Annotated in this window: 23 protein-coding genes; 9 read left to right on the forward strand and 14 right to left on the reverse strand. The window is 67.7% G+C overall.

Annotated elements, in window-relative coordinates:
- Positions 1-66 precede the first annotated feature (66 nt).
- Positions 67-909 carry a helix-turn-helix domain-containing protein gene (locus NA12_RS27290; RefSeq protein WP_243655118.1) on the reverse strand — a complete coding sequence of 281 codons (843 nt, stop codon included), beginning with the start codon at positions 907-909 and terminating at the stop codon, positions 67-69.
- Between the two features lie 59 nt (positions 910-968).
- On the opposite strand from NA12_RS27290, the gene NA12_RS27295 reads away from it, so the two are divergent.
- Entirely contained in the window at positions 969-1436 is a 468-nt protein-coding gene (locus tag NA12_RS27295; protein ID WP_067457470.1) for a VOC family protein, read from the forward strand.
- Between the two features lie 113 nt (positions 1437-1549).
- On the opposite strand, the gene uvrB is transcribed toward NA12_RS27295, so the two are convergent.
- Positions 1550-3727, reverse strand: a complete 2178-nt coding sequence (gene uvrB, locus NA12_RS27300; protein WP_067457473.1) for an excinuclease ABC subunit UvrB — start codon at positions 3725-3727, stop codon at positions 1550-1552.
- A gap of 371 nt (positions 3728-4098) precedes the next feature.
- On the opposite strand from uvrB, the gene NA12_RS27305 reads away from it, so the two are divergent.
- Positions 4099-4719 (forward strand): ribonuclease FAU-1 family protein, encoded by a 621-nt coding sequence (locus NA12_RS27305; protein WP_084473132.1) that lies wholly within the window; start codon positions 4099-4101, stop codon positions 4717-4719.
- A gap of 48 nt (positions 4720-4767) precedes the next feature.
- A complete protein-coding gene (locus tag NA12_RS27310; protein WP_067457477.1) occupies positions 4768-5319 on the forward strand; it encodes a ribonuclease FAU-1 family protein in 552 nt (183 codons plus the stop codon).
- A 28-nt stretch (positions 5320-5347) separates the two neighbouring features.
- Here NA12_RS27310 and NA12_RS27315 read toward each other — a convergent pair whose 3' ends face one another.
- Together NA12_RS27315 and coaE are read right to left on the reverse strand one after the other, a co-directional pair.
- The gene (locus NA12_RS27315; protein WP_067457480.1) at positions 5348-5779 is read right to left on the reverse strand and encodes a hypothetical protein; all 432 of its coding nucleotides are present in this window, start codon (positions 5777-5779) and stop codon (positions 5348-5350) included.
- 120 nt (positions 5780-5899) lie between these two features.
- Positions 5900-7102, reverse strand: a complete 1203-nt coding sequence (coaE, locus tag NA12_RS27320) for a dephospho-CoA kinase (protein ID WP_067457483.1) — start codon at positions 7100-7102, stop codon at positions 5900-5902.
- Positions 7103-7247: 145 nt separating this feature from the next.
- Here coaE and NA12_RS27325 point away from each other — a divergent pair, with 145 nt between their 5' ends.
- A complete protein-coding gene (locus NA12_RS27325) occupies positions 7248-7460 on the forward strand; it encodes a hypothetical protein (RefSeq protein WP_067457611.1) in 213 nt (70 codons plus the stop codon).
- 36 nt (positions 7461-7496) lie between these two features.
- Here the strand turns inward: NA12_RS27325 and NA12_RS27330 are convergent, their stop codons facing one another.
- Both NA12_RS27330 and rpsA read right to left on the reverse strand, forming a co-directional pair.
- Positions 7497-9038, reverse strand: a complete 1542-nt coding sequence (locus tag NA12_RS27330; RefSeq protein WP_067457486.1) for a phospholipase C — start codon at positions 9036-9038, stop codon at positions 7497-7499.
- Between the two features lie 136 nt (positions 9039-9174).
- Entirely contained in the window at positions 9175-10653 is a 1479-nt protein-coding gene (gene rpsA / locus NA12_RS27335) for a 30S ribosomal protein S1 (RefSeq protein ID WP_067457490.1), read from the reverse strand.
- 228 nt (positions 10654-10881) lie between these two features.
- On the opposite strand from rpsA, the gene NA12_RS27340 reads away from it, so the two are divergent.
- Complete coding sequence (locus NA12_RS27340) at positions 10882-11730, forward strand: class I SAM-dependent methyltransferase (protein ID WP_067457613.1); 849 nt, start codon at positions 10882-10884, stop codon at positions 11728-11730.
- On the opposite strand, the gene NA12_RS27345 is transcribed toward NA12_RS27340, so the two are convergent.
- Both NA12_RS27345 and NA12_RS27350 read right to left on the reverse strand, forming a co-directional pair.
- Complete coding sequence (locus NA12_RS27345) at positions 11727-12281, reverse strand: hypothetical protein (protein ID WP_067457493.1); 555 nt, start codon at positions 12279-12281, stop codon at positions 11727-11729. The two genes, NA12_RS27340 and NA12_RS27345, sit on opposite strands and share 4 nt — an antisense overlap.
- A gap of 84 nt (positions 12282-12365) precedes the next feature.
- Complete coding sequence (locus NA12_RS27350; protein ID WP_067457496.1) at positions 12366-12662, reverse strand: hypothetical protein; 297 nt, start codon at positions 12660-12662, stop codon at positions 12366-12368.
- A 102-nt stretch (positions 12663-12764) separates the two neighbouring features.
- Between NA12_RS27350 and NA12_RS27355 the strand changes: the two genes are divergently transcribed.
- Positions 12765-13796 carry a helix-turn-helix transcriptional regulator gene (locus NA12_RS27355; RefSeq protein ID WP_067457499.1) on the forward strand — a complete coding sequence of 344 codons (1032 nt, stop codon included), beginning with the start codon at positions 12765-12767 and terminating at the stop codon, positions 13794-13796.
- Positions 13797-13818: 22 nt separating this feature from the next.
- On the opposite strand, the gene NA12_RS33885 is transcribed toward NA12_RS27355, so the two are convergent.
- From NA12_RS33885 to NA12_RS27365, 3 genes are all read right to left on the reverse strand, one after another.
- Positions 13819-13989, reverse strand: coding sequence for a type II toxin-antitoxin system antitoxin (locus tag NA12_RS33885; protein WP_132370263.1), 171 nt, complete (start codon positions 13987-13989; stop codon positions 13819-13821).
- Positions 13990-13997: 8 nt separating this feature from the next.
- Positions 13998-14885 carry an SPFH domain-containing protein gene (locus tag NA12_RS27360; RefSeq protein WP_067457502.1) on the reverse strand — a complete coding sequence of 296 codons (888 nt, stop codon included), beginning with the start codon at positions 14883-14885 and terminating at the stop codon, positions 13998-14000.
- A 66-nt stretch (positions 14886-14951) separates the two neighbouring features.
- Entirely contained in the window at positions 14952-16295 is a 1344-nt protein-coding gene (locus NA12_RS27365; protein ID WP_067457505.1) for an FAD-binding oxidoreductase, read from the reverse strand.
- A gap of 71 nt (positions 16296-16366) precedes the next feature.
- Here NA12_RS27365 and NA12_RS27370 point away from each other — a divergent pair, with 71 nt between their 5' ends.
- Both NA12_RS27370 and NA12_RS27375 read left to right on the forward strand, forming a co-directional pair.
- Complete coding sequence (locus NA12_RS27370; protein ID WP_067457508.1) at positions 16367-17302, forward strand: LysR family transcriptional regulator; 936 nt, start codon at positions 16367-16369, stop codon at positions 17300-17302.
- Positions 17303-17411: 109 nt separating this feature from the next.
- The gene (locus NA12_RS27375; protein ID WP_067457511.1) at positions 17412-18959 is read left to right on the forward strand and encodes an acyl-CoA carboxylase subunit beta; all 1548 of its coding nucleotides are present in this window, start codon (positions 17412-17414) and stop codon (positions 18957-18959) included.
- Between the two features lie 4 nt (positions 18960-18963).
- Here the strand turns inward: NA12_RS27375 and NA12_RS27380 are convergent, their stop codons facing one another.
- Positions 18964-19854 carry a LysR family transcriptional regulator gene (locus tag NA12_RS27380; protein ID WP_067457514.1) on the reverse strand — a complete coding sequence of 297 codons (891 nt, stop codon included), beginning with the start codon at positions 19852-19854 and terminating at the stop codon, positions 18964-18966.
- A gap of 89 nt (positions 19855-19943) precedes the next feature.
- Here NA12_RS27380 and NA12_RS27385 point away from each other — a divergent pair, with 89 nt between their 5' ends.
- Complete coding sequence (locus NA12_RS27385; protein ID WP_132370265.1) at positions 19944-20786, forward strand: oxidoreductase; 843 nt, start codon at positions 19944-19946, stop codon at positions 20784-20786.
- 91 nt (positions 20787-20877) lie between these two features.
- Here NA12_RS27385 and NA12_RS27390 read toward each other — a convergent pair whose 3' ends face one another.
- Together NA12_RS27390 and NA12_RS27395 are read right to left on the reverse strand one after the other, a co-directional pair.
- Positions 20878-21339 (reverse strand): ABA4-like family protein, encoded by a 462-nt coding sequence (locus NA12_RS27390; protein ID WP_067457515.1) that lies wholly within the window; start codon positions 21337-21339, stop codon positions 20878-20880.
- The gene (locus tag NA12_RS27395) at positions 21336-22283 is read right to left on the reverse strand and encodes a hypothetical protein (protein WP_067457518.1); all 948 of its coding nucleotides are present in this window, start codon (positions 22281-22283) and stop codon (positions 21336-21338) included. Before NA12_RS27395 ends, NA12_RS27390 begins: the two co-directional genes overlap by 4 nt.
- Between the last annotated feature and the right edge of the window lie 48 nt (positions 22284-22331).

Consider the following 22331-nt stretch of genomic DNA (forward strand, 5'->3'; position numbering starts at 1 on the left):
ACCACTGTCCAATATTGGAATGACAATATTTCAGACCCCCTACTTCTCGGGTCTGTACACGCCCGCTCAGCGCGGCGTGGGGATGGCGCTCGCCGCCTGCGCGCTGCGTGCGTATTCCATCGGCGACATCCCGATCTCGGCGGTGAACTCGCGGCTGAAATGCGCCTGGTCGAAATAGCCGAGCTGGGCTGCCAGTACCGCGAGATCAGGGCGGCCGTGCGCGAGCAGGTCGGCGGCGTCCTGCAACCTGAACCGGCACAGCACCCATTTCGGCCCTGCTCCGACGTAGCGGCGAAACAGCCGTTGCAGGCTACGGATCGGGATGCCGAAACGGTCGGTGACCTGGTCCACCCTGGTCAGTTCCTGGTCTTTCGCCATGGCGGTGACGATGCGGGTCACCAGCGCGTAGTGGGGATCGTCGCTACGACCACGGCCCGCGAAGAACTCCTCGACGATCGCCCGTCTGCGCTCATCGGACTGTTCGGCCAGCACTCGGTCGGCCAGCCCCGCGGCGTCGGGCAACACCGTGCTCAGCGGGGCCGAATCATCGCGCAGCACTGCGACATCCAGGCCAGTGAAGGCACCGAAACCGCCGGGTGCGAAACGGATGCCGAAGGCCTCGCCTTCCCCGGCGAGCTCGCGCACGTACTTTCTCGTGCACACCCCGGTGACGAAGCCGCCGGTGCGGGTGGTGCTGCGTTCGAAGGTGACGTTCACGCACGGGAACGACAGCACCTGCGCTGAATAACCGGGCTGACCGCGCAGATCCCACCGCACCACCCAGTAGCGGTCCGCGAACTCGGCCAGTGCGGGCCCGACCCCGAGCCGGTTCAGCGACCGGTGTCTGGCCTGCTCCTGCGGGTGCAGGATTCCTTTCACGTCACCGGGATCCGGCGCCACTGTCATCATCGGTCGATCTGTCGCGTTCTTACAAGACGGGCCGTCGACGCCGGAGCAGGATCGTCGTCATGACCACTCCCGTTGCACCCATTCCGCAGGGCTACCACTCCATCACCTGTTTCCTGGCCGTGCCGGACGGAAACGCGGCGATCGACTTCTACACCGCGGTCTTCGAGGCCGAGGTGCTCAGCCGCGCCGATCAGCCCGACGGCCAACCCGCACACGCCGAACTGCTCATCGGCGATTCCACGCTGCAGCTCGGAATGCCCATCCCCGACAACAATGTTCGCGCCCCCGAGGACTGGGTGCACACCTCGGTGGTGCACTACTGCCCCGACGTGGACGCGGTGATCGCCCGCGCGCTCGAACACGGCGCCCGCAGCGCCGAGGAGCCGCAGACTTTCGTCACCGGCGACCGCTTCGGCGTGGTGATCGACCCCTTCGGCCATCGCTGGGCGGTGATCACCCGCGTCGAAGACGTGTCGAAGGAAGAGGCCGACCGCCGCGTCGCCGCGTGGATGGCCGAGCAGGCGTAGCGGAGCACCGAGCCGACTCCACGACCGTGGGGACTTCGCCTCCGGGCCGTATGTACGCGATTGCGCACGCGGCTCGGAGGCGAGACCGCCCGGAGGTCTCGGCGCCGACACGGTCAGGAGAGCCCCGCGGCGTCCATGCCGCGCAGCTCCTTCTTCAGGTCGGCGATCTCGTCACGCAATCGACCGGCCAGCTCGAACTGCAATTCGCGGGCCGCGTTCATCATCTGCGCGGTGAGCTCGGTGACCAGGGCGGCCAATTCCGCACGCGGCATCGACTTCACATCGCGCTCGGCGTAGATCCCCGAGCTGGCCCGGCCCGGTTCGCCCTGGGCGCGCCTGCCGCGGCTGGCATTGCGGCCCGATCCGCCGACCGCCACCTCGTCCTCGGCCTCGGTGTACACCTGATCCAGGATGTCGGCGATCTTCTTGCGCAGCGGCTGCGGGTCGAGGCCGTGTTCGGCGTTGTAGGCGATCTGTTTGGCACGCCTACGGTCGGTCTCCTCGATGGCGTGCTGCATCGAGTCGGTGATCTTGTCCGCGTACATGTGGACTTCGCCGGACACGTTGCGCGCCGCACGGCCGATGGTCTGGATGAGGCTGGTGCTCGACCGCAGGAACCCCTCCTTGTCGGCATCGAGGATCGCGACCAGCGACACCTCGGGCAGATCGAGGCCCTCGCGCAGCAGGTTGATACCGACCAGCACGTCGTATTCGCCCAGGCGCAGTTGCCGGAGCAGTTCGACGCGGCGCAGCGTGTCGATCTCGGAGTGCAGGTAGCGGACCTTCACGCCCAGGCCGAGCAGGTAGTCGGTGAGGTCCTCGGACATCTTCTTGGTGAGGGTGGTGACCAGGACCCGCTCGTCGCGCTGCGAGCGCTCACGGATCTCGTGCACCAGGTCGTCGATCTGTCCCTTGGTCGGCTTCACCACCACCTTCGGGTCGACCAGGCCGGTCGGGCGGATGACCTGCTCGACCACCTCACCGCCGACCTGACCCAGCTCGTAATTGCCCGGCGTCGCCGACAGATACACCGCCTGGCCGATACGCCCGGCGAACTCCTCCCAGGTCAGCGGCCGGTTGTCGACCGCCGACGGCAACCGGAAACCGAAATCGACCAGGTTGCGCTTGCGCGACATGTCACCTTCGAACATGCCGCCGATCTGCGGCACCGTGACGTGGGATTCGTCGATCACCAGCAGGAAGTCGTCGGGGAAGTAGTCGAGTAGCGTCGCCGGCGCCGAACCCGCGGGGCGCCCGTCGATATGGCGCGAGTAGTTCTCGATGCCCGAGCAGAAGCCGACCTGACGGATCATCTCCAGGTCGTATTCGGTGCGCATACGCAACCGTTGCGCCTCGAGCAGTTTGCCCTGACGCTCCAATTCCGCCAGCCGCGCGGCCAATTCGGCCTCGATATCGCCGACCGCGCGCTCCATCCGCTCCGGACCTGCCACGTAGTGGGTGGCCGGGAAGATGCGGGCCGAATCGACCTGACGTACGACGTCACCGGTGAGCGGGTGCAGATAGTAGAGCGCTTCGATCTCGTCACCGAAGAACTCGATGCGGATCGCCAGTTCCTCATAGGACGGGATGATCTCGACGGTGTCGCCGCGCACCCGGAAGGAACCACGGGTGAACGACATGTCGTTACGGGTGTACTGCACGTCGACGAGCAGCCGCAACAACGCGTCGCGGTCGATCTCGCCACCGACCTCGAGCTGCACCGACCGGTCCAGATAGGACTGCGGGGTACCGAGGCCGTAGATGCACGACACCGAGGCGACGACGACGACATCGCGCCGCGAGAGCAGACTCGAGGTCGCCGAGTGCCGCAGCCGCTCGACGTCGTCGTTGATCGAGCTGTCCTTCTCGATGTAGGTATCGGTCTGGGCGATGTACGCCTCGGGTTGGTAGTAGTCGTAATACGAGACGAAGTACTCGACCGCGTTGTTCGGCAGCATCTCGCGCAGCTCGTTGGCGAGCTGTGCGGCGAGGGTCTTGTTGGGGGCCATCACCAGGGTGGGGCGCTGCAACTTCTCGATCAGCCACGCCGTGGTCGCCGACTTACCGGTGCCGGTGGCACCGAGCAGGACGACATCCTTCTCCCCCGCGTTCACCCGACGCTCCAACTCGGCGATGGCCGCGGGCTGGTCGCCCGCGGGCGAGTACTCGCTGACCACCTCGAAGCGGGCGCCCGAGCGCTCGATCGTACCGACGGGGCGGTGTTCGGAATGGGCGATCGGGTGACCCCGCTCTTCGTACCCTTCCGTCGGGATCTCGGTTGCGAATGCCATGAACCCAGCTTAGGCGCGGCCACCGACACGTTTCGGCCGCGGCGAACCACCGCCGGTCCGCCACACCCCACGCCGCGCCGATGACCACCGGACCTGTCGTGGTCGTTCCGGTGAACTTCTCCTCATCGATACCGATGCGGCGCTGCGCGGCGCTGATACCAGCCACCGCCGAGCAAACCCTCGGCGAGCACCGTTAGGCCTGGTAGGCGCGATCGTGCCGACAATCGGCGAATGCCGAGCACCTCGCCCGATGTCCGAAAAGTCCCTTGTGCCAATGACATTCGCCGATCGGAGTGCCGAATCGGCCATGCCACACCGCCGCGTGCGGGCGTACCCTGAGTTGATCATCGGACGTGGTGAAGGACAAGCCAATGAGCGTTCTACTTCCCCTGCTCGTCGCGGCTCCCGCGGTAACCGGATTCGCCGGCTATTTCGCCAGAGAGATACGCGGCCCCCAGCTACCCACCACTGATTCGACGACCCTCACCCCGGCCCCCAGACCCCGGGTCGAGTACTTCGACCTCGCCGAGCTGACCAGCACCGACGCCAGGGGATTCATCCGCCCGGTCGACCGGTACGAGGTACAGCAGTGGGGCATCTACCTGGCCCGTGTCCTCGACCGGCCGCGCGGTCGCTACGAGGAGTCGTGGATGCTGCCCGGCCAGGCGATTCGCGCCACCATCAGCCACGATCGACCCGGTCATCACCGCAGCCACGACTACGTGCTCGACATCGTCGAGTTCGTCCAGGTCGGGCCGAAACGGTGGCGGGTCACCGACTACTTCCTCGACATCGCGGTGCGGCGCGGCCGCTCGTCGACCCTGTCCGGGTCGAGTGAGCTGCTCGCGGCACACGCCGCGGGCCATGTCGACACCGAGCACGCCGACCGGGCGTTCGAGCGCGCGGCGCACGTGCTCGACGGGCTGGCGGCCAACGACCACGATGTCGAACAGTGGTTGCGCTCCCGGGAGATCACCCTGACCTGGATGTGACCCCGGCGAACGGGCGCGGGTCGGCACACGCCGGTAGATTCTGCCCTCATGACGCAGGCATCCACCGTGCACGTGCATCCGCCCAAGGTCGAGTACTTCGACGTCGCGGCCAAGACCAATACCGATCCCAAGGGCTTCGTCAGGCCGGTGGAGATCTATCGAGTGGAGCCGTGGGGTCTGTACATGGGCCGCCACTCCGATCACGCGCACTTCCACTACCTCGAATCGTGGGTGCTCCCGGAGCTGTCGTTGCGCGCGTCGAAGCTGCACTACAACCCCGGGGTCGAGCAGTGGCAGGACATCTATGTCGATGTCGGGGCGTTCACCATGGAGTCGCCGACACTGTGGCGCTCGGTCGACCACTACCTCGACGTCCTGGTGCGCACCCGGCGTGATGTCCGGCTCGTCGATGTCGACGAGCTACTGGCCGCGCACAGCGACGGCCTGCTCGACGCCGCGCAATGCCAGGCCGCGATCGAACACGCGACCGCGGCGATCGACGGGATCGCCGCGCACGGCTATTCGCTCGAGGAGTGGCTGAGCACCTTCGGCATGACGCTGACCTGGCGCCGAAACGACGAACCGCCCGAACCTCGATAGGGGGTCCGGGCGGCGCGAGGGGTCGGTGTCAGCCGGCCGACAGGCTCGGCAGCAGATCCGCGAGGCCGCCGCCACACGATGCGCTGCCGGTGCTGGTCGCGGCGCCGACGGTGACGTCGATCGAGTCGCTGATCAGCAGCTGACGCGCCTCGAGCTTGTGCTTGCCCGCCGTGGTCGGCTTCCAGGTGATACTCACGGTGCCCGACACCAGCGACGGCGACACCGGGCTGCCCGGGATATCCGCGCCGTTGTCGGTGAACTTCACCGAGGTCAGCCGGTCGACCTCGACACTGGCGGTCAACTTGTAGCTGCAACCAACCTTGTGGTCGGTTCCGGCCACGCTGAGATTGCCGACCCAGGCCGAGGCCTGCGGAGCGGCCAGCACGAGGCCGACCGCGACGGTACCGATCGCGGTGATGCCGAAGCCCGCACGGCCGAACTGACGGTGATGTGTTGTCATACGCGCTACAACTTCCCTGTGAATCGAGTCATCCTGTCGTGACTTCGCACAATTTACACAGCGCGCGACCACCCGCGGACAGTTTCCGAAACATTGATGTTTAACAGATTGGCGCCCGGTTCACGCGCGGGCGGAGGCCCACTCGGTGACCACCGGATAGACCGCGTCGAACCACGGTTCCTTCACCACGTAGTAGGCGTCACCGGCCGCGTCATCGGCCAGATCGGCCGCCGCGAGTTCGGCCCCACGCTTGACCGCCAGGTACTCCGACCGCGCGCTCTCGCTCGCCCGCAACCAGTCGCGCAGATCGAGCGCGAACCGTTGCCCGGGCGAATTCTGAACGCGCAGATGGATATTGGCGGGCCGCCCCGGATCGGCGTTGCCGTGCAGGCGTTTTCCCCACAGCGCCAGGTCGCTGCCATCGGGGTCGTCGCGGCTCGGCTTCGGATTGTCGTGGGTCACCTCGGGTGCCCGCGGGAACCCGGCCGTGGTCAACGCATCCGTCAGCGAATCGGCGGTGGCCAGGTCGGCCACCGTCACCTGGATGTCGATGATGTCCTTGGCGGGCAGTCCGTGGACCGCGGTCGATCCGACGTGATCGATACGGACCGCCGACGCACCGCACGCCAGGTGCAACCGGGCGATGATCCTGCGCGCCTGCATGTCCCATTCCGGATCGGTGACGAGACGGTAGGCGGCGCGGGCGCGCACACCCTCGCGCTGATTGCGCTCGAACGGCACCAACCGTCGCGCCCACAGCTCACGGACCTGCGCCTCGACCATCTCCGGCGCGCCGTTGTTGTCGAGCCAGATGTCGGCGACCGCGCGGCGCTGTTCGTCGGTGGCCTGCGCGGCGATCCTGACTCGCGCATCCGCCTCCGCTACCCCCCGGTGTTCGACGAGCCTGCGCAGCCGGATCTGCTCCTCGGCCCCGACCACCACGACGAGCTGCATCAGCGGCGCGAGCCCGTTCTCGACAAGCAGCGGAATATCCTGCACCACCACGGCATCAACGGGCGCGTCGCCGATCAGTTCCGCGGTGCGGGCGCCGACCAGCGGATGGGTGATGGCGTTGAGCTTGCCCCGCGACACATCGTCGGCGAAGGCGACCGCGGCCAGCGCGGGCCGGTCCAGGCTGCCGTCGGGGCTCAGAATGCCCGCACCGAACTCCTCGACCAGCGCGGCCAGCCCCGGCGTGCCGGGGGCGACGACCTCGCGGGCGATCGCATCGGAGTCGATGAGCACCGCCCCGAGCTCGACCAGCGTCCGCGCCACTGTGGATTTACCCGCTCCCATGCCTCCGGTGAGGCCGATCCGCAACATGGGCCCAGTCTCGCATCCCGGTCGCTGGACCGGGACATCTTCTCCGACACGCTGCCCGGAGCAGTGAAAGATCCCGGACCTGGCGCGTCGCGTGGATTAATCTTCCGCGCAGGCGAGAGGCCGCACGACTACCGACGGGATGATCATGAGTACCAGCAACCACCGGACGGCTCGCCACCGCCTCGGCATGCCGGGCGGTGTGCACTGCGTCGAATTCCCCGCTGTCGCGGCGACTCTCGCCGAATATCGGCGCTCCTGGTTCAGCACTCTGCTCTCCCCCGCCAGACACAGCTTCGCCGCGATGCGCAAACGCTCTAGCCTGGCCACCGGCTACTGGTCACCCGCCGCCGCGAGCTGACGGTGGGCCCGGCGCGATAGGCGAGCCCACCCCCGCTCACCCGCCGACGGGCCCGCTCGGCGCGCGCCGATTTCCCGGCTGCTGTGTCGGCATCGCGTTCGGCGGCACCGGGTACGGCACGCCCTGCCCGAGCGTGCCCGCCGCGATATTCGGACCGCACTGCGCGATCGCCGCGTCGGCCTTGGGACGGGGATCCGACAGCACCGGTTTCGCGGCGTTCGGCGTCGCCGCGAAGTCGAAGGTGGATGTCATATCGCCGGTGACGCCGCGCCGCCACGCGGTCAGGTTCGGCACGTCGACGCCGAATCGGGTTTCCAGCAAACGCAATTGGGATGTGTGGTCGAAGGTCTGCGAGGCGACCAGCCCCCCGCGGCTGTACGGCGAGATCACCATGCACGGCACCCGGTACCCCAGACCGATCGGACCGGCGATCCCGCCCGCCGCGGGCACCCGGTCCAGCGGCACCGTCAGGAACTCGCCCGCGGTGCCCGGCGGTGGGGTCGGCGGCGTGACGTGGTCGAAGAAGCCGCCGTTCTCGTCGTAGCTGATGATCAGCGCGGTCTTCTCCCACACCGCCGGATTGGCGGTGAGGATATCGAGGAGCCCCACGATGCCGAGCGCGCCGAAAGCCGCGGGCAGCGCGGGGTGTTCGCAGTGCAGCACCGACGGCACCACCCAGGACACGGCGGGCAACGTGTTGTTGGCGACGTCGGCCTGGAAGTCGTTCGGGTAGGTCGGTGCGATGCCGCGGCGCGCCAGTTCGGAATTCGGATCGGCGGCCTGGGTGAAGCAGCCCATCATGCCGTCCAGGATCATCGACGAGACCGGCCCGACATCGCGATTGCTGTAGATCTTCCACGGCACCCCGCCCTCGGACAGGTTCTCCGGGTAGGTACGCCAGCTGTAGACGTTCTTCGGCAGCAGGGTCGGCGTCTGGACCAGCGGACCGCCCGCCAGGCCGTCGGGGTCGATGCTCGCGCTCATCCAGTACAGCCGGTTGGGGTCGGTGGGACCGAGCACCGAGCAGTGGTAGTTGTCGCACAGCGTGAACGCCTGCGCGAGTTCGGTGTGGATCGGAATGTCTTCGGGCAGGTAGTAACCCATCGCCGCGGGCGCGTTCGCCGGTCCGACCGAGGCCACCGACATCGGCATCCAGCCGTCGTTGCGCCCGTTGTCGAATGCCCTGTGCATGCCGGGCCAGGTGTGGTCGGGGTCGTTGATGCACTCCCCGTCCAGCGTGGCGCCACGGGTGGTGTCGAGCCGGAACGGTTCGACGAAACCCGCTGCGGTGGGCCCGATTCCGGGTGACCAGCCGAACTGACGCCACGACGCGGACGGTTCACCGAACCCGCGCACCCCGGGCAGGGTGCCGAAGTAGTGATCGAAGGACCGGTTTTCCTGCATCAGCAGGACGAAATGCTCGATATCGCCGAGCCCGCCCATGCCCGCCGGATCGGCGGCATAGGCTCGATCGATAATCGGATTCGCCCAGGACGCAAGCGTTCCCACGGCACCGGCGGCCATGGCCTTCGCGAGGAACTGTCGCCGGTTGAGACCGGCGAAGGGACCAGAACTCATCGGAGTGGAGCACCTTTCCCTGAGGGGATGGAGCAATCGCGCACACGCTACACCCACCGGAAAAGGCCGAAGGCCCCGGTCCGTGTGGACCGGGGCCTTCGGTGATGCGGTTGTCGATTCAGGCGTTACCGCTGAATCAGGCGTTGCCGCTGAGCTTCTCCCGCAGAGCCGCGAGCTGGGCATCGCTGGCCAGCGAGCCGCCAGTGGACTCGGCCGGACCGGAGGTGGACGCAGCCGCGCTGCCACCGGTCTCGGAGGAGTAGTTGCCCGCGACGGGACCGCCGGCAGCGGCCTCGGCGGCAGCGTCGGCTGCCATCTTCTCCATCTGGGCGGTGTGCATCTTGTGGCGACGCTCGGCCTCGGCGTAGCGGCCTTCCCACTCTTCACGCTGCTTGTCGAACCCGTCGAGCCACTCGTTGGTGTCGGGGTCGAAGCCTTCGGGGAAGATGTAGTTGCCCGCATCGTCGTAGCTGTCGGCCATGCCGTACTTCGACGGGTCGAACTCGGCGTTGTAGTCCTCGTTCGCCTGCTTCAGCGACAGCGAGATACGACGACGCTCGAGGTCGATGTCGATGACCTTGACCATGGCGTCGTCGCCGACGGCCACAACCTGGTCCGGGACCTCGACGTGGCGCTCGGCCAGCTCGGAGATGTGGACCAGGCCCTCGATGCCCTCTTCGACGCGCACGAAGGCACCGAAGGGAACCAGCTTGGTGACCTTGCCGGGCACGATCTGGCCGATGGCGTGGGTCCGGGCGAACTGACGCCACGGGTCTTCCTGGGTCGCCTTGAGCGACAGGGAGACGCGCTCGCGGTCCAGGTCGACGTCGAGAACCTCGACGGTGACCTCGTTGCCGACCTCGACGACCTCGGACGGGTGGTCGATGTGCTTCCAGGACAGCTCGGAGACGTGCACCAGGCCGTCGACGCCACCCAGGTCCACGAAGGCACCGAAGTTGACGATGGAGGACACGACGCCCTTGCGGACCTGGCCCTTCTGGAGCTGGTGCAGGAACTCGCTGCGGACCTCGGACTGGGTCTGCTCGAGCCAGGCGCGACGCGACAGAACCACGTTGTTGCGGTTCTTGTCGAGCTCGATGATCTTGGCCTCGATCTCCTTGCCGACGTACGGCTGGAGGTCGCGGACACGACGCATCTCGACGAGCGAGGCGGGCAGGAAGCCACGGAGACCGATGTCGAGGATCAGGCCGCCCTTGACGACCTCGATGACGGTGCCCTTGACGGCCTCGTCCTTCTCCTTGAGCTCCTCGATCGTGCCCCACGCGCGCTCGTACTGCGCCCGCTTCTTCGACAGGATCAGGCGGCCTTCCTTGTCCTCCTTGGTGAGGACCAGGGCCTCGACCGCGTCGCCCACGGAAACGACCTCGTTGGGGTCGACATCGTGCTTGATGGAGAGCTCGCGGGAGGGGATGACACCTTCGGTCTTGTAACCGATGTCGAGCAGGACCTCGTCACGATCGACCTTGACGATGGTGCCTTCGACGATGTCCCCATCGTTGAAGTACTTGATCGTTGCGTCGATGGCGGCCAGGAAATCCTCGGCGGAGCCAATGTCGTTAATGGCTACCTGCGGCGAGGTGACGGTGGTGGGCATATGTGGGTTTGCTCCGGACGGATTGTGGTCGGTTGCGGACATTGGAACTTTCGGTACGCTGCGAGATCACCGCGACGATGCGACGATGGGATACCGGTAAAGTATCGCACGGACCGTCGCACTTGCCGCTGATCAAATTCAGCGTCCCTCTACAGCGTGCATCAGCGTACGCGACCCCCGACGAGCCGGGCAAACCACCCCCTGCCCCGCGCGGATACCCTGTTGGCCGTGTCCGACGACGAACGCCACGCGCAGGCCAACGCACTGCTCGGTACCTCAGCGACCACCCGAACCAAGATCGACTCGCGCGACAGCGAGCGCGCGAATCGCCGCTGGTGGGACGCCGACGCCGAGCAGTACCACCAGACGCACGCCGACTTCCTCGGCGTCGACTCCCCGGGCGGGGAGTTCGTGTGGTGCCCGGAGGGCCTGCACGAGGGTGACATGGGCTTGCTCGGTGACGTGACCGGCAAGACGATCCTGGAGATCGGCTGCGGCTCGGCGCCGTGCTCGCGGTGGCTGGCAGGCCACGGCGCCTTCCCGGTCGGGCTCGACGTCTCGCGAGGAATGCTCGAGCGTGGCGTGGCCGCGATGGACCAGGGCGGACCGCGAGTGCCCCTGGTTCAGGCGGGCGCGGAGGCGCTGCCCTTCGCCGGCGCCTCGTTCGACCTGGCCTGCTCGGCGTTCGGCGGGGTGCCGTTCGTCGCCGATTCGGCACTGGTGATGCGCGAGGTGGCGCGGGTGTTGCGGCCGGGCGGACGATGGGTGTTCTCGGTCAACCATCCGATGCGATGGATCTTCCCCGACGATCCGGGCGAGGCCGGCCTGACCGCTACGATTCCGTATTTCGACCGCACCCCCTATGTAGAGGTGGACGGCGCGGGCGTGCCGACCTATGTCGAGCACCATCGCACGATCGGCGACCGGGTCCGCGAGATCGTCGGCGCGGGCCTGCACCTGGTCGACATCGTCGAACCGGATTGGCCGGAGTGGCTCGACCGCGAATGGGGTCAGTGGTCGCCGCTGCGCGGGCAGATCTTCCCCGGGACCGCCATCTTCATCGCCGAGAAGCCCTAGAACCCCGGCAGCGCGGCGAACGACGGGTCGACGCGCACGTTCGGGACCGTGTCGGCGACCCAGCGGCGCGCCCTGGTCAGGGCGTGATCCGGGAATTCGCCATCGAAGCGGACGTCGTCGGAGAGCAGATAGGGCAACCGCCCGCGCAGGCCCGGGGCGTACGGGTGGGGCGGATACATCTCGTCACGCCGAACGTGGCGCCCGATCGTGGTCTCGCGCGCGCCGGGTACACCGGTGTCCGGGCAGATCACCTGGAACACCGCCGAGCACCGGTCCTTGGGCACCACGATCGACGCCGCGAAGACGAGCTCACCGCGCGAACCACCCAGTTGGGTCTTCTCCACCCGCAACAGGGCGGGCAACTGGTCCACCCACACCACGAAGGCCTCGATCAGGCAGCCGGTCCGGGCGTGGTGCTCGGCCAGCCGCCTGCGCAACCGTTTCAGGTCGTCGAGTCGAGCGGGCAGGTCGGGCTCACCGTCGACATAGTTCAACGCGACGACGTCACGAGTGGCCGGATTCCCCCAGGTCGTGTCGTCCAACTGTTGCATTCCAGGAATGTCGAACGAGATGGGCACCGGATCAACTTACCGGCGGATTCGAGTTCGGTTGTCCCGGTGGGGCGCCCGGCGCGTCTATCGAGCCGAAATCCGTTCGTCGACCAGGTCGACGAGCCAGGCTTGGTGACTGATCACCATCGCGCGGCTGCGCGGGGTGGCGAGCACGGTCGCCAGCGCGGTGCGAAACGCCTCGGCGGCCGCCCGATCGTCGAAATCGAGGTCGACGAGCACCCGGTGCGGGGTGCCGTCGACGCGGCCGACCCGGCAGGCGCGCACGCCGTTGTCGGCGCGGAACTGCCCGTACTGGTCGAACGCGGCTTTCCAGTCGTCGAAGTCGTGCACGGTGTTGTCGATGTGCAGAGTGCTGGTCATGATGGCCTCCGTGGTCGTGCGGAATCGGTAGTTCCATGGTCGGCCGGTCCGCGGCACCGGAACATCCCGGATCCTGGGGATTTTCCGCCGTAGACTGGGTTCGTGCCGAGTGCCTTGGCAGACCGGATCGGCCGGCTGAGCCGCGCCGAGCACGCCGCCCGACGATGGCGTGAACTCGTCCTGGTCGAGATCCGCGCGCGGATCCCGTTCACCGGCTATGTCTTCGCGCTCACCGACCCCGCCACCGCGGTCGCGACGGCGCCGCTGGCCGATGTCCCCGGCCTCGATTTCGCGCTCCTGCCCGACTTGATCCACGCCAGATATCTCACGCCGCTCAATCGCTGGGATACTTTGCGCGGCACCGGCGCCCACTCACTACTGGGTGCCACCGACGGTGACCCGGGACGCTCCCTGCTGTGGCGGACCGCGCAGCGCGATCTCGGCGTCACCGACTCGGCCACCGTCACCTTCGCCGACCGGTTCGGCTGCTGGGGTTTCCTCGAACTGCTCCGCTACACCGAATCCCCCTTCACCACAGCCGAACTCGGCATCATGAGCACCCTGACAGTCCCGGTCACCACAGGCTTGCGATATCACGTCGGCGCCACCTTCGACGAGTCCGGCGCTCGACTCGCGCCGCTGGGCCCCGCGGTCGTACTCCTGGACGACACTCTGCACGTGCGCTCGCAAACGGCGGCCGCCGCGGATTCGCTGCTGCGGCTGCTCCCGCCGGATGAACCGATCCCGCCCGTCCCCGCCTCGGTCTACAACGCGGCCGCGGCCCTGCTCGCCACCGAAGCGGCCGCCCCTCTCGGCCCCGCCACCTCGCGTGTTCACCTGGGCGGCAACCGCTGGCTCACCATCAAAGCCGACCGGATCGGCCCCGACATCGCCGTCGCCATGGAACCGAGCACCGCCACCGAACGCCTCGACCTGTTCGCCCGGGCGCACGCGCTGTCCGCCCGGGAATCCCAGGTCCTCACCCTGCTGGCGACCGGTCTGGACTCCCACGAACTGGCCGCCGAACTCGTCCTCTCCGAACACACCGTCAACGACCACGTCAAAGCCATCCTCGCCAAATCCGCGACCCGCACCCGCCAACGCCTCCTCGCCCGCGTACTCGGGGTCGGCTGACAGCGCCGTGACGACGGATCGATCAGTCGCGCTTGGGTTTTCGGCCCGCCTGATCGAGGGCGAGGCGCAGCGCGTATTCGATTTGAGAGTTGACGCTGCGCAGATCGTCGGCCGCCCACTTGGCGATTGCCTCGTGGACGGCCGGGTCGAGCCGCAGCAGGATCTTCTTGGGGTCCTTCTTCGGCTGGGTCATCGGGCGGCTCAGGAGTAGAGGGATCCGGCGTTGACCACCGGCTGGGTGGCGCGGTCGCCACAGAGGACGACGAGCAGGTTGGAGACCATGTTGGCCTTGCGCTCCTCGTCGAGTTCGACAGTGCCCTGTTCGGCGAGCCGATCCAGGGCGAGGGCGACCATGCCGACGGCGCCCTCGACGATCTGGGTGCGCGCCGCGACGACCTGGGCGGCCTGCTGGCGCACGAGCATGGCCTGGGCGATCTCGGGGGCGTAGGCGAGGTGGGTGATGCGGGCCTCGATGACCTCGATGCCGGCGGTGAGGGTGCGTTCGCGCAGCTCTACGGTCAGCTCCTCGGCGACCTCGGCGCCGTCGCGCAGGCTGGTGCGCGCGTCGTCGTGGGCGTCGTAGGGGTGGGTGGTGGCCAGGTGGCGTACCGCCGCCTCGGACTGGGTCTCGACGTACTCCTCGTAGTCGTCGACGGCGAACGCCGCCTTGAAGCTGTCGACCACCTTGTAGACCACGACCGCCGCGATCTCGACGGGGTTGCCGTCCGCGTCGTTGACCTTGAGCTTCTGGGTCTCGAAGTTGCGCACCCGCAGCGAGATCGACTTGCGGTCGGTGAGCGGGACCACCGAGAAGAAGCCCGGGTCACTGACCGAGCCGATGTAGCGGCCGAAGAAGGTGACGACCTTGGCCTCGTTGGGGTTCACGATGATCAGCCCGGTGGCGAACAACCAGACGACCAGCAGCACGACGACGGCGGCCACCGCGCCGATCCAGGCCGGTGCGCCACCGGAGTGCTGGGTGGCGGCGATGAACGCGAGAACGGCGGCGGCCCCGAACAACAGGGTGAACACCAGCCACCCCAGCACGACGACGAATCCATTGACGCGGAATGCGGACCGCAGCTCCATGACATCCTCCCGATATCTGAGTGATATCACCAAGATAGTAGATATCAGGCGTTCGAGCAAGCGGCGTCAGACACCGGGGGCGATATTGCGGTTGGCGCGGAACATGTTTCGCGGGTCGTACTTCGCCTTCGCCGCCGCCAGCCTGCGATAGGTGTCCGGGAAGTAGCCGGCCGCGGTCTGGGCCGTGTCCGCCGCACCGCCCGCACCGTAGAGGAACGCGAGACTGTGCCCGACCGTCCACGGCGCCAAGGCTTCGCGCACGCGCGCCAGACCCTCGGGCGCGGCGTCGCCCTCGCCCGGAGCGGTGATCACCCGCACGAGGTAGTCCGCCTCACGATGATCGATCGACGCCGGGCCACCGTGGCGCAGGGCGGCACCGAGATGGCGGATGTCGATGACGGCGTCGACCGAGCCACCCGGCGCCGTCAACGTCCGCAGCGCGGACAGAGCCTGCGGTGTCAATTCCGAGAGCAGCGCGTTGGTCGCGGCGTAGGCGTGCGGGAACGGCGGATCGCGGTGGATGGTGTGGGATTCGGCGTAGGGCATCGTGCGCAGATCGTCGTGCAGGCGCGGACCGATCCGCCGCAACGGCTCGACCCATCGGTGTCCCTGCTCGTCCGGCCCGTCGAAGGCGATCCGGATCGAGGCGACGTGGCGCCCGCGCAACGATTCCGGTACGGCCGCGATATCGGGATAGGTCACCACCGCGATCGTGGAGGTCACCGCGCTCGGCACGGTCGCGGTCCAGGTACGCCACGCCTCCAGGGCCGCGTCGACCAGCGGTGTATCGAAAACCAGCTGGCCACCATAGATTTCGGTGACGGGGACGAGGTCGAGTTCGAGACCGGTCACCACGCCGAAGTTCCCGCCGGAACCCAGTACCGCCCCGAACAATTCGTCCGCCGGACCGAGTGAGCGCATCCTGCCGTCCGCGGTGACGAGTTCTATGCGGCGCACATGATCTGCGGCATAACCGAATTCGCGGGCCAGCAAGCCGAGACCACCGCCGAGCACATACCCCACGACGCCCACCGACGGCGACGACCCGTGCAACGGCGCGAGCCCGTATCGAGCGGCCGCGTCGACCAGCGCACCCGCCCGCACCCCCGCCTCGACGCGGGCGGTGCGGGCCCGCGGGTCGACGGTGATGGCGTCCATGCGTCCGGTGGTGATGAGCACGCCGCCATCGAGGGCGACCGACAAACCGTGCCCGGTTGCCTGGACAGCGACCGGCAGCCCGTGCCGCGCGGCGAACTCCACCGCGGCGCGCACGTCCTGGCTGTGCCGGGCGCCGACCACGAATGCCGGACGGTGGGTGTAGGCCGTCTGGAAACCGGCGATCTCCTCGGCGTACCCGGGATCGTCGGGAGTGAAGACCGGCCCGGTGAACTTCGTCGCGATATCTGTCATGTCTTCGACTCTGCGCCGCACGAGCACATAAGTACAAGAGATAGTATTTCTACTACCTATAATCAACTGTTATGGAACTGCGCCAGCTGCGGTACTTCGTGACGATCGTCGACGAAGGCGGGTTCACCAAGGCCGCCGAACGGCTGCATCTGTCCCAACCGGGCCTCAGCACCCAGATCCGCCGGCTCGAACGCGAACTCGGGCAGCGCCTGCTCGACCGCGACGCCCGCACCGTGACACCGACCGCCATCGGCGCCGCGGTGCTCGAGCACGCACGCGCCGCGCTGGCCGCCGTCGACCGGATCGGGGACACGGTCGACGAGTTCACCGGTTTGCTGCGTGGGCAGGTCCGGCTCGGCATGATCTCCGGAGCGGCGTCGGAGGTATTCGATGTCGCGGGCGTGCTCGCCGATTTCCACCACGATCATCCGCGGGTCGGGATCAGCCTCACCGAGGACACGGCGGAAAGAATGCTCGCCGCTGTCGAACGTGGGGAGCTCGATATCGCGCTGACCGGATTGACCGGCGCCCCCACGGATTCCGGAATCGGCCTCGACGTGATCCTGCAGACCCCGCTCGTCGCCGCCGTGGCCCACGATGCGCCCGTCGCCCCCGCCGAATCGGCGGGCACCATCACCCTGGCAGCACTCGCCGATCACCGCCTGATCTGCCTCACCAGCGGTACCGGTCTGCGCGGAATCTTCGAACGCTCCTGCGCCGCAGCGGGTTTCACTCCGAACGTCGCCTTCGAGGCCGCCGCTCCCCCACTGCTGCTCGCACTCGCGGCCCGCGGCCTCGGCACCGCGATAGTCCCGGCCCTCACTCCCGCCGAGGCAGCAAACTTCGCGGTACGGACTCTCGACATCGTCGCGCCCCGAATCCACGGTCGCCTGGCACTCGCGTGGCGCACCGACCGTCCACTCGACCCGGCCGCGAAGGTGCTGCTCGGCCAGTTGCGTATCGCATTCGGCGGTCGCGCGGCCGACACCGACGGCGTACCGACGTGATCGGGTGGGTATCGCTGGGTCGTGCCGTTGACGGCGGCGCGAGGGTCAGCGCTACGCTCTAGCGAACCGATGAAGGAGAGCTCGACCAGGACGAGGAAGGGCGTGCGTGGTGGAGTCGACTACTGCTGCGAAACTGCAAGAGCTGCGGGACAATCTGACGGCGGCGCGGGAACCCGCGGGGGACGCGGGAATCGCCAAGCGTAGGGCGAAGGGAATTCCCAGCCCACGCGAACGCATCGAAATACTTCTCGACCCCGGCAGTTTCACCGAGATCGGGGCGCTGGTGAAACAACCCGGCGCGTCCGATGGCCTCTACGGTGACGGCGTGGTCACCGGGCACGGCCGGATCGACGGACGGCCGGTGGTGGTGATCGCCCACGACCAGACCGTATTCGGCGGTTCGGTGGGTGAGATGTTCGGACGCAAAGTCGCGATGGCGATGGATCTGGCCGCCGATATCGCCTGCCCGTTCGTGGCGATCAACGACTCCGGCGGCGCGCGGGTGCAGGACGCGGTCACCTCGCTCGCCTGGTACGCGGAGATGAGCAGGCGGCAGACGCGACTGTCCGGGGTGGTGCCGCAGGTGTCGGTGATGTTGGGCAAATGCGCTGCGGGCGCGGTGTATTCGCCGATCAACACCGATGTGCTGATCGCGACCGAGTCGGCGTACATGTTCGTCACCGGGCCCGAGATCATTCGCGAGACCACCGGCGAGGAAGTGACCATGGATGAACTCGGCGGGGCGTTCAACCAGGCACACAACGGCAACATCCACCACGTGGCGGCGGACGAGAAGGCCGCGTTCGATTGGGTGCGAACGTATTTGAGCTTCATGCCGTCGAACTGCTACGAACGCGCTCCCCTGGTCAACCCGGGACTGGAGCCACAGCTCACGGACTCCGACCATGAACTCGACGCGCTGATCCCGGATTCCGATCGTCGAGGCTACGACATGTACGAGGTCCTGCTGCGGATCTTCGACGACGGGGAGTTCCACGAGGTCGGCGACGGCGCCGCCCGCAACCTGATCACCGGATTCGCGCGGGTCGACGGGCGCAGTGTCGGTGTCGTCGCCAATCAGCCGCTGGTGGCCAGTGGCGCGATCGACGCGCGCGGTTCGGACAAGGCCGCGCACTTCATCCGCCTGTGCGACGCCTTCGACATTCCGCTGGTGTTCGTCGTCGACACCCCCGGCGTGCTGCCGGGCGTCGAGGAGGAGAAGATCGGCGTCATCAAACGCGGTGGCCGCTTCTTCTACGCGGTCGTCGAGGCCACCGTGCCGATCGTCACCGTCGTGGTGCGCAAAGCCTACGGTGGCGGCTACGCGGTGATGGGGTGCAAGCAACTCGGTGGCGACATCAACCTGGCGTGGCCGACCGCCCGGATCGCCGTGATGGGCGCCGAAGCCGCGGTGGGCCTGACCCAGCGCAAACAGCTCGCCGCCGTCCCCGAGGCCGACCGGCCCGCCGTGCGTCAGCAGATGGTCGACTTCTACAACGCCGCCGTCGCCACGCCCTGGATCGCCGCCGAACGCGGCTACATCGACGCGGTGATCGAGCCGTCGAGTACCCGGCTCGAAATCCGCAAGGCACTGCGCCTGCTCGGCGACAAACATGTCGAGCAGGCCCCGCGCAAACACCGCCTGATGCCGTTGTAGCCCGTCACCGCGTGGTGGCCAGTAGGCACGCTTCGACATAGCCACGGACGAGTGGACGGTTGTCGTCGCGTCGCCAGGCCAGGGCGAGTTCGCATGGGCTCAGGCCGTCGACCGGCCTGGTCACTACGCCGTCGTGGGCGACCAGCGCCGCGTTGCCGGTGGCGAGCAGGACGATGCCGTCGAGGTTCACGAGTGCCTCGTAGGTCTCCTCGGTGCTCGACACCTCGGCACCGATTGTCGCCGGTCGCCCGGCGCGTTCGTCGACGGCGAGCCAATAGTCGCGCGCTGGACCCGCCGAGCGGGGCAACGCCAAGAAGCGCTCGTCGAGCAGATCGGCGAACTCGATCCGGTCACGTGCGGCGAGATGGTGCGACCGTGGCAGGGCGACCAGCCGGGGTTCGGACGCGACCACCAGCCAGTGGTAGCGGTCACTGTCGAGCAGCGGCAGCCAGACGAAGGCCACATCGCTGGTGCCATCGGCCAAGCCCGCGGTCGGGTCGCCCCACCCGAATTGTCGCAGTAGCGGTTTCGCGTGCGGAAACGCGGTGGTGAACCGGGAGCGCACAGCCGGCAGGATGCCACGACCGGGACTGGTGCTGATCCCGATGGCCAGTGTGGCCTGCTCGGTGGCTTTCGCCGACTCCACCGCGGCCTCGGCGGTGTCCCAGGTCGCGAGGAGACGCAGTGCGTGCGGCAGCAGCGCCGCGCCGACCGGGGTGAGCGCGACCGAGCGGGAACCCCGCACGAAAAGTGCTGCGCCGAACTGGTTTTCGAGCCTGCGGATCTGTTTGCTGAGCGCGGGTTGCGAGATGTACAGCGCCTCGGCGGCGGCGGTGAAGCTCAACCGGTCGGCTACCGCGACGAAGTATCGCAGGTCGCGTCCGTGGACATCCATAACTCTTGGTTATCACACAGGATCTTGGACGGCATACTCGTCGGCCGGAAACATTGCTCGGGAAATACCCACGGACACAGGAGCACCTGATGAGCATTCCGAAGATCTGGCTGATCACCGGCGCGAGCAGCGGTTTCGGTCGCGCGATCGCCCAGGACGCGATCGACGCGGGCGATATCGTCATCGCCGTGGCCCGCCGCACCGCCGCCCTCGACGAACTGGTCGCCGCGCACCCCGATCAGCTCGAGGCGATCGCGCTCGATGTCACCGACACCGCCCGCATCGACGAGGTGGTCGCCGATGTCGTCGCCCGGCACGGCCGCATCGACGTGCTGGTCAACAACGCGGGTCGCACCCAGGTCGGCGCGGTCGAGGAGACCACCGAGGCCGAGCTGCGCGGATTGTTCGACCTGCACCTGTTCGGCCCCGCGGCGCTCACCCGTGCGGTGCTGCCGCATATGCGCGCGCAGCGCGGCGGTGCGATCGTGCAGATGAGCAGTGTCGGCGGGCAGTTGTCCTTCGCGGGGTTCTCCGCGTACAGCGCCACGAAGTTCGCGCTGGAGGGCTTGTCGGAGGCACTCGCCGAAGAGGTCGCGCCGTTCGGCATCAAGGTACTGATCGTCGAACCCGGCGCCTTCCGTACCGGACTGTTCGGCCCCGGAGCCGCCGCGTTCAGCCCCGAGTCCGACGTCTACGCCGACACCGCGGGCGCCACCCGCCGCATGGTCGAGGCCGGCGACGGCACCCAGCCCGGCGATCCGGCCAAGGCGGCCGCCGCCATCCGCGCCGCCCTGTCCGCCGAGAAGCCGCCGCTGCGCCTGCCCCTCGGCGCCGACTCCGTCGACGCCGTCCTGGACCACCTCGATGCCATCCGCGAGGACGTGCTCGCGTGGGAAAAGATCTCCCGTGCCACCACTTTCGACGAAGACTGACAGCGCGTACGCGCGGCGACGGACTACCGACACAGCCACCGAGGCCGTGCCTTTTCTGACCACGAGTCGCCCCGAGCCAGGCCCACGGCGACTACGCCCCCACCGAGTCCGGCCGTGCCGCAGCGGGACTCCCGGCCCGCGAACGTCGAGCGAATTCGCGGACGAGCAGGTAGATCGGGAAGGCGATCGGCGAGAGCAGAATCGTGGCGACCAGTAGCGGGCCCATCAGCAGCGGATGGATGTCGCGCGCGCGACTGTCGAGATAGATCCACCGCCCGAGGAACAGATCCCACGCGATGATCTGCGCCCACAGCGTGGTGAGCACAGCGGGGTCGGCGGCGGCCTCGGTGATGGCCGACAAGGACGGCGAGGTCACCAGTGACCAGATCGCGCCCAACACCGGCACCGCGACGATCGCCCAGATCACCAAGGGCACCAGCACAATCCACGGCGAGGAGATGATCGTGCGGGTCCAGCGCCAGGTCGGGGCGAAGATCATCAGGGCCCAGAACGGCACCGTGACGAAGAAGGACAGGTCGAACAGCGTGCTCATGCGGTGACTACCTTTCGGGTACCGGCCGCGCTCGCGACCGAGATCAACACTCCGACAACAACTCCGGTGACGATCGCGGCCGCGGCGGTGAGCGTGGCCTGATCGGGGTGGATCAACGGTTGCCCGCGCAGCGCCTGCCAGGTGACCAGCGCGAGCACCGCCGCGTACCCCGCCGACGCGGTGATGATCAGGCCGAGCCGCACGCGCACCGACCGCAGCAGCGGGATTCGTGGCGCCAGCACGACCAGCAGCGCCGCGAGCAGCGGCAGCGCCTGGAGCGCGTGCATGCCGAAGAAGTGCGGGATGCGCAGGTCGCCGTTGGTGGTACTCCACCCGGTCAGCGGCATTCCCGGCGTGCCGTCGGGAGCGCCGACAGTATGCGCGCCCGCGATGCCCTCGACGCCGGATTCCCGCTGCGGCATCAGGTTTCCCAGCGCCAATCCGACCAGGGTGATCGCGATGCCGAGACGAATCGACCAGGTGATCGAAGCGTCGCCGAGGCGTGCGCGCATCAAGCCGATCCCGATCACCAGGGTCGCCAGGAACAGGATGACGATGGTGGATCCCATGATCACCCAGAGGGTGGCGTCCAACGTCGTGGTCACGTTGTAGTGGCTGCGAGTTCCGCGGATCACCTGGCCGAAGATGATCACCTGTTCGATCACCCCGGCGACCACGACCACCGTGGCCATCGCCGAGGTGAGCCGAGACAGCGTGGGCCGCAACGACATCAACCAGGCCAGCGCCACGCTGTAGAACACGAACGAGATCGCGAACTTGGTCGGCTTGAACCAGGCGGTCGATCCGGCGATCACCCGGTCGTCGACCAGCATCCCGATCAGGCCGACCACGACGAGCGCGGCGTTGGCGGCGGCGAAATACATCAGCGGCCGATGGAGGGGGGTGTGGGGGCGGGGCAGCGAGGGGACGGTCAGGACTGACATTCGAATCTCCCAGAGATAGATAGCTATACTATCCGTTATGGATAGCTA

Source organism: Nocardia alba NBRC 108234 (assembly GCF_001612665.1).
Classification (GTDB): domain Bacteria; phylum Actinomycetota; class Actinomycetes; order Mycobacteriales; family Mycobacteriaceae; genus Nocardia; species Nocardia alba.

Bases quoted from the DNA above. Each gene is read 5' to 3' on its own strand.
- NA12_RS27345 (WP_067457493.1), bottom strand. From the start codon at position 12,281: ATGCAACAGTTGGACGACACGACCTGGGGGAATCCGGCCACTCGTGAC.
- NA12_RS27295 (WP_067457470.1), top strand. From the start codon at position 969: ATGACCACTCCCGTTGCACCCATTCCGCAGGGCTACCACTCCATCACC.
- NA12_RS27385 (WP_132370265.1), top strand. From the start codon at position 19,944: ATGAGCATTCCGAAGATCTGGCTGATCACCGGCGCGAGCAGCGGTTTC.
- rpsA (WP_067457490.1), bottom strand. From the start codon at position 10,653: ATGCCCACCACCGTCACCTCGCCGCAGGTAGCCATTAACGACATTGGC.
- NA12_RS27290 (WP_243655118.1), bottom strand. From the start codon at position 909: ATGATGACAGTGGCGCCGGATCCCGGTGACGTGAAAGGAATCCTGCAC.
- coaE (WP_067457483.1), bottom strand. From the start codon at position 7,102: ATGTTGCGGATCGGCCTCACCGGAGGCATGGGAGCGGGTAAATCCACA.
- NA12_RS27360 (WP_067457502.1), bottom strand. From the start codon at position 14,885: ATGGAGCTGCGGTCCGCATTCCGCGTCAATGGATTCGTCGTCGTGCTG.
- NA12_RS27310 (WP_067457477.1), top strand. From the start codon at position 4,768: ATGACGCAGGCATCCACCGTGCACGTGCATCCGCCCAAGGTCGAGTAC.
- NA12_RS27380 (WP_067457514.1), bottom strand. From the start codon at position 19,854: ATGGATGTCCACGGACGCGACCTGCGATACTTCGTCGCGGTAGCCGAC.
- uvrB (WP_067457473.1), bottom strand. From the start codon at position 3,727: ATGGCATTCGCAACCGAGATCCCGACGGAAGGGTACGAAGAGCGGGGT.
- NA12_RS33885 (WP_132370263.1), bottom strand. From the start codon at position 13,989: ATGACCCAGCCGAAGAAGGACCCCAAGAAGATCCTGCTGCGGCTCGAC.
- NA12_RS27325 (WP_067457611.1), top strand. From the start codon at position 7,248: ATGAGTACCAGCAACCACCGGACGGCTCGCCACCGCCTCGGCATGCCG.
- NA12_RS27305 (WP_084473132.1), top strand. From the start codon at position 4,099: ATGAGCGTTCTACTTCCCCTGCTCGTCGCGGCTCCCGCGGTAACCGGA.
- NA12_RS27390 (WP_067457515.1), bottom strand. From the start codon at position 21,339: ATGAGCACGCTGTTCGACCTGTCCTTCTTCGTCACGGTGCCGTTCTGG.
- NA12_RS27365 (WP_067457505.1), bottom strand. From the start codon at position 16,295: ATGACAGATATCGCGACGAAGTTCACCGGGCCGGTCTTCACTCCCGAC.
- NA12_RS27330 (WP_067457486.1), bottom strand. From the start codon at position 9,038: ATGAGTTCTGGTCCCTTCGCCGGTCTCAACCGGCGACAGTTCCTCGCG.
- NA12_RS27315 (WP_067457480.1), bottom strand. From the start codon at position 5,779: ATGACAACACATCACCGTCAGTTCGGCCGTGCGGGCTTCGGCATCACC.
- NA12_RS27395 (WP_067457518.1), bottom strand. From the start codon at position 22,283: ATGTCAGTCCTGACCGTCCCCTCGCTGCCCCGCCCCCACACCCCCCTC.
- NA12_RS27370 (WP_067457508.1), top strand. From the start codon at position 16,367: ATGGAACTGCGCCAGCTGCGGTACTTCGTGACGATCGTCGACGAAGGC.
- NA12_RS27350 (WP_067457496.1), bottom strand. From the start codon at position 12,662: ATGACCAGCACTCTGCACATCGACAACACCGTGCACGACTTCGACGAC.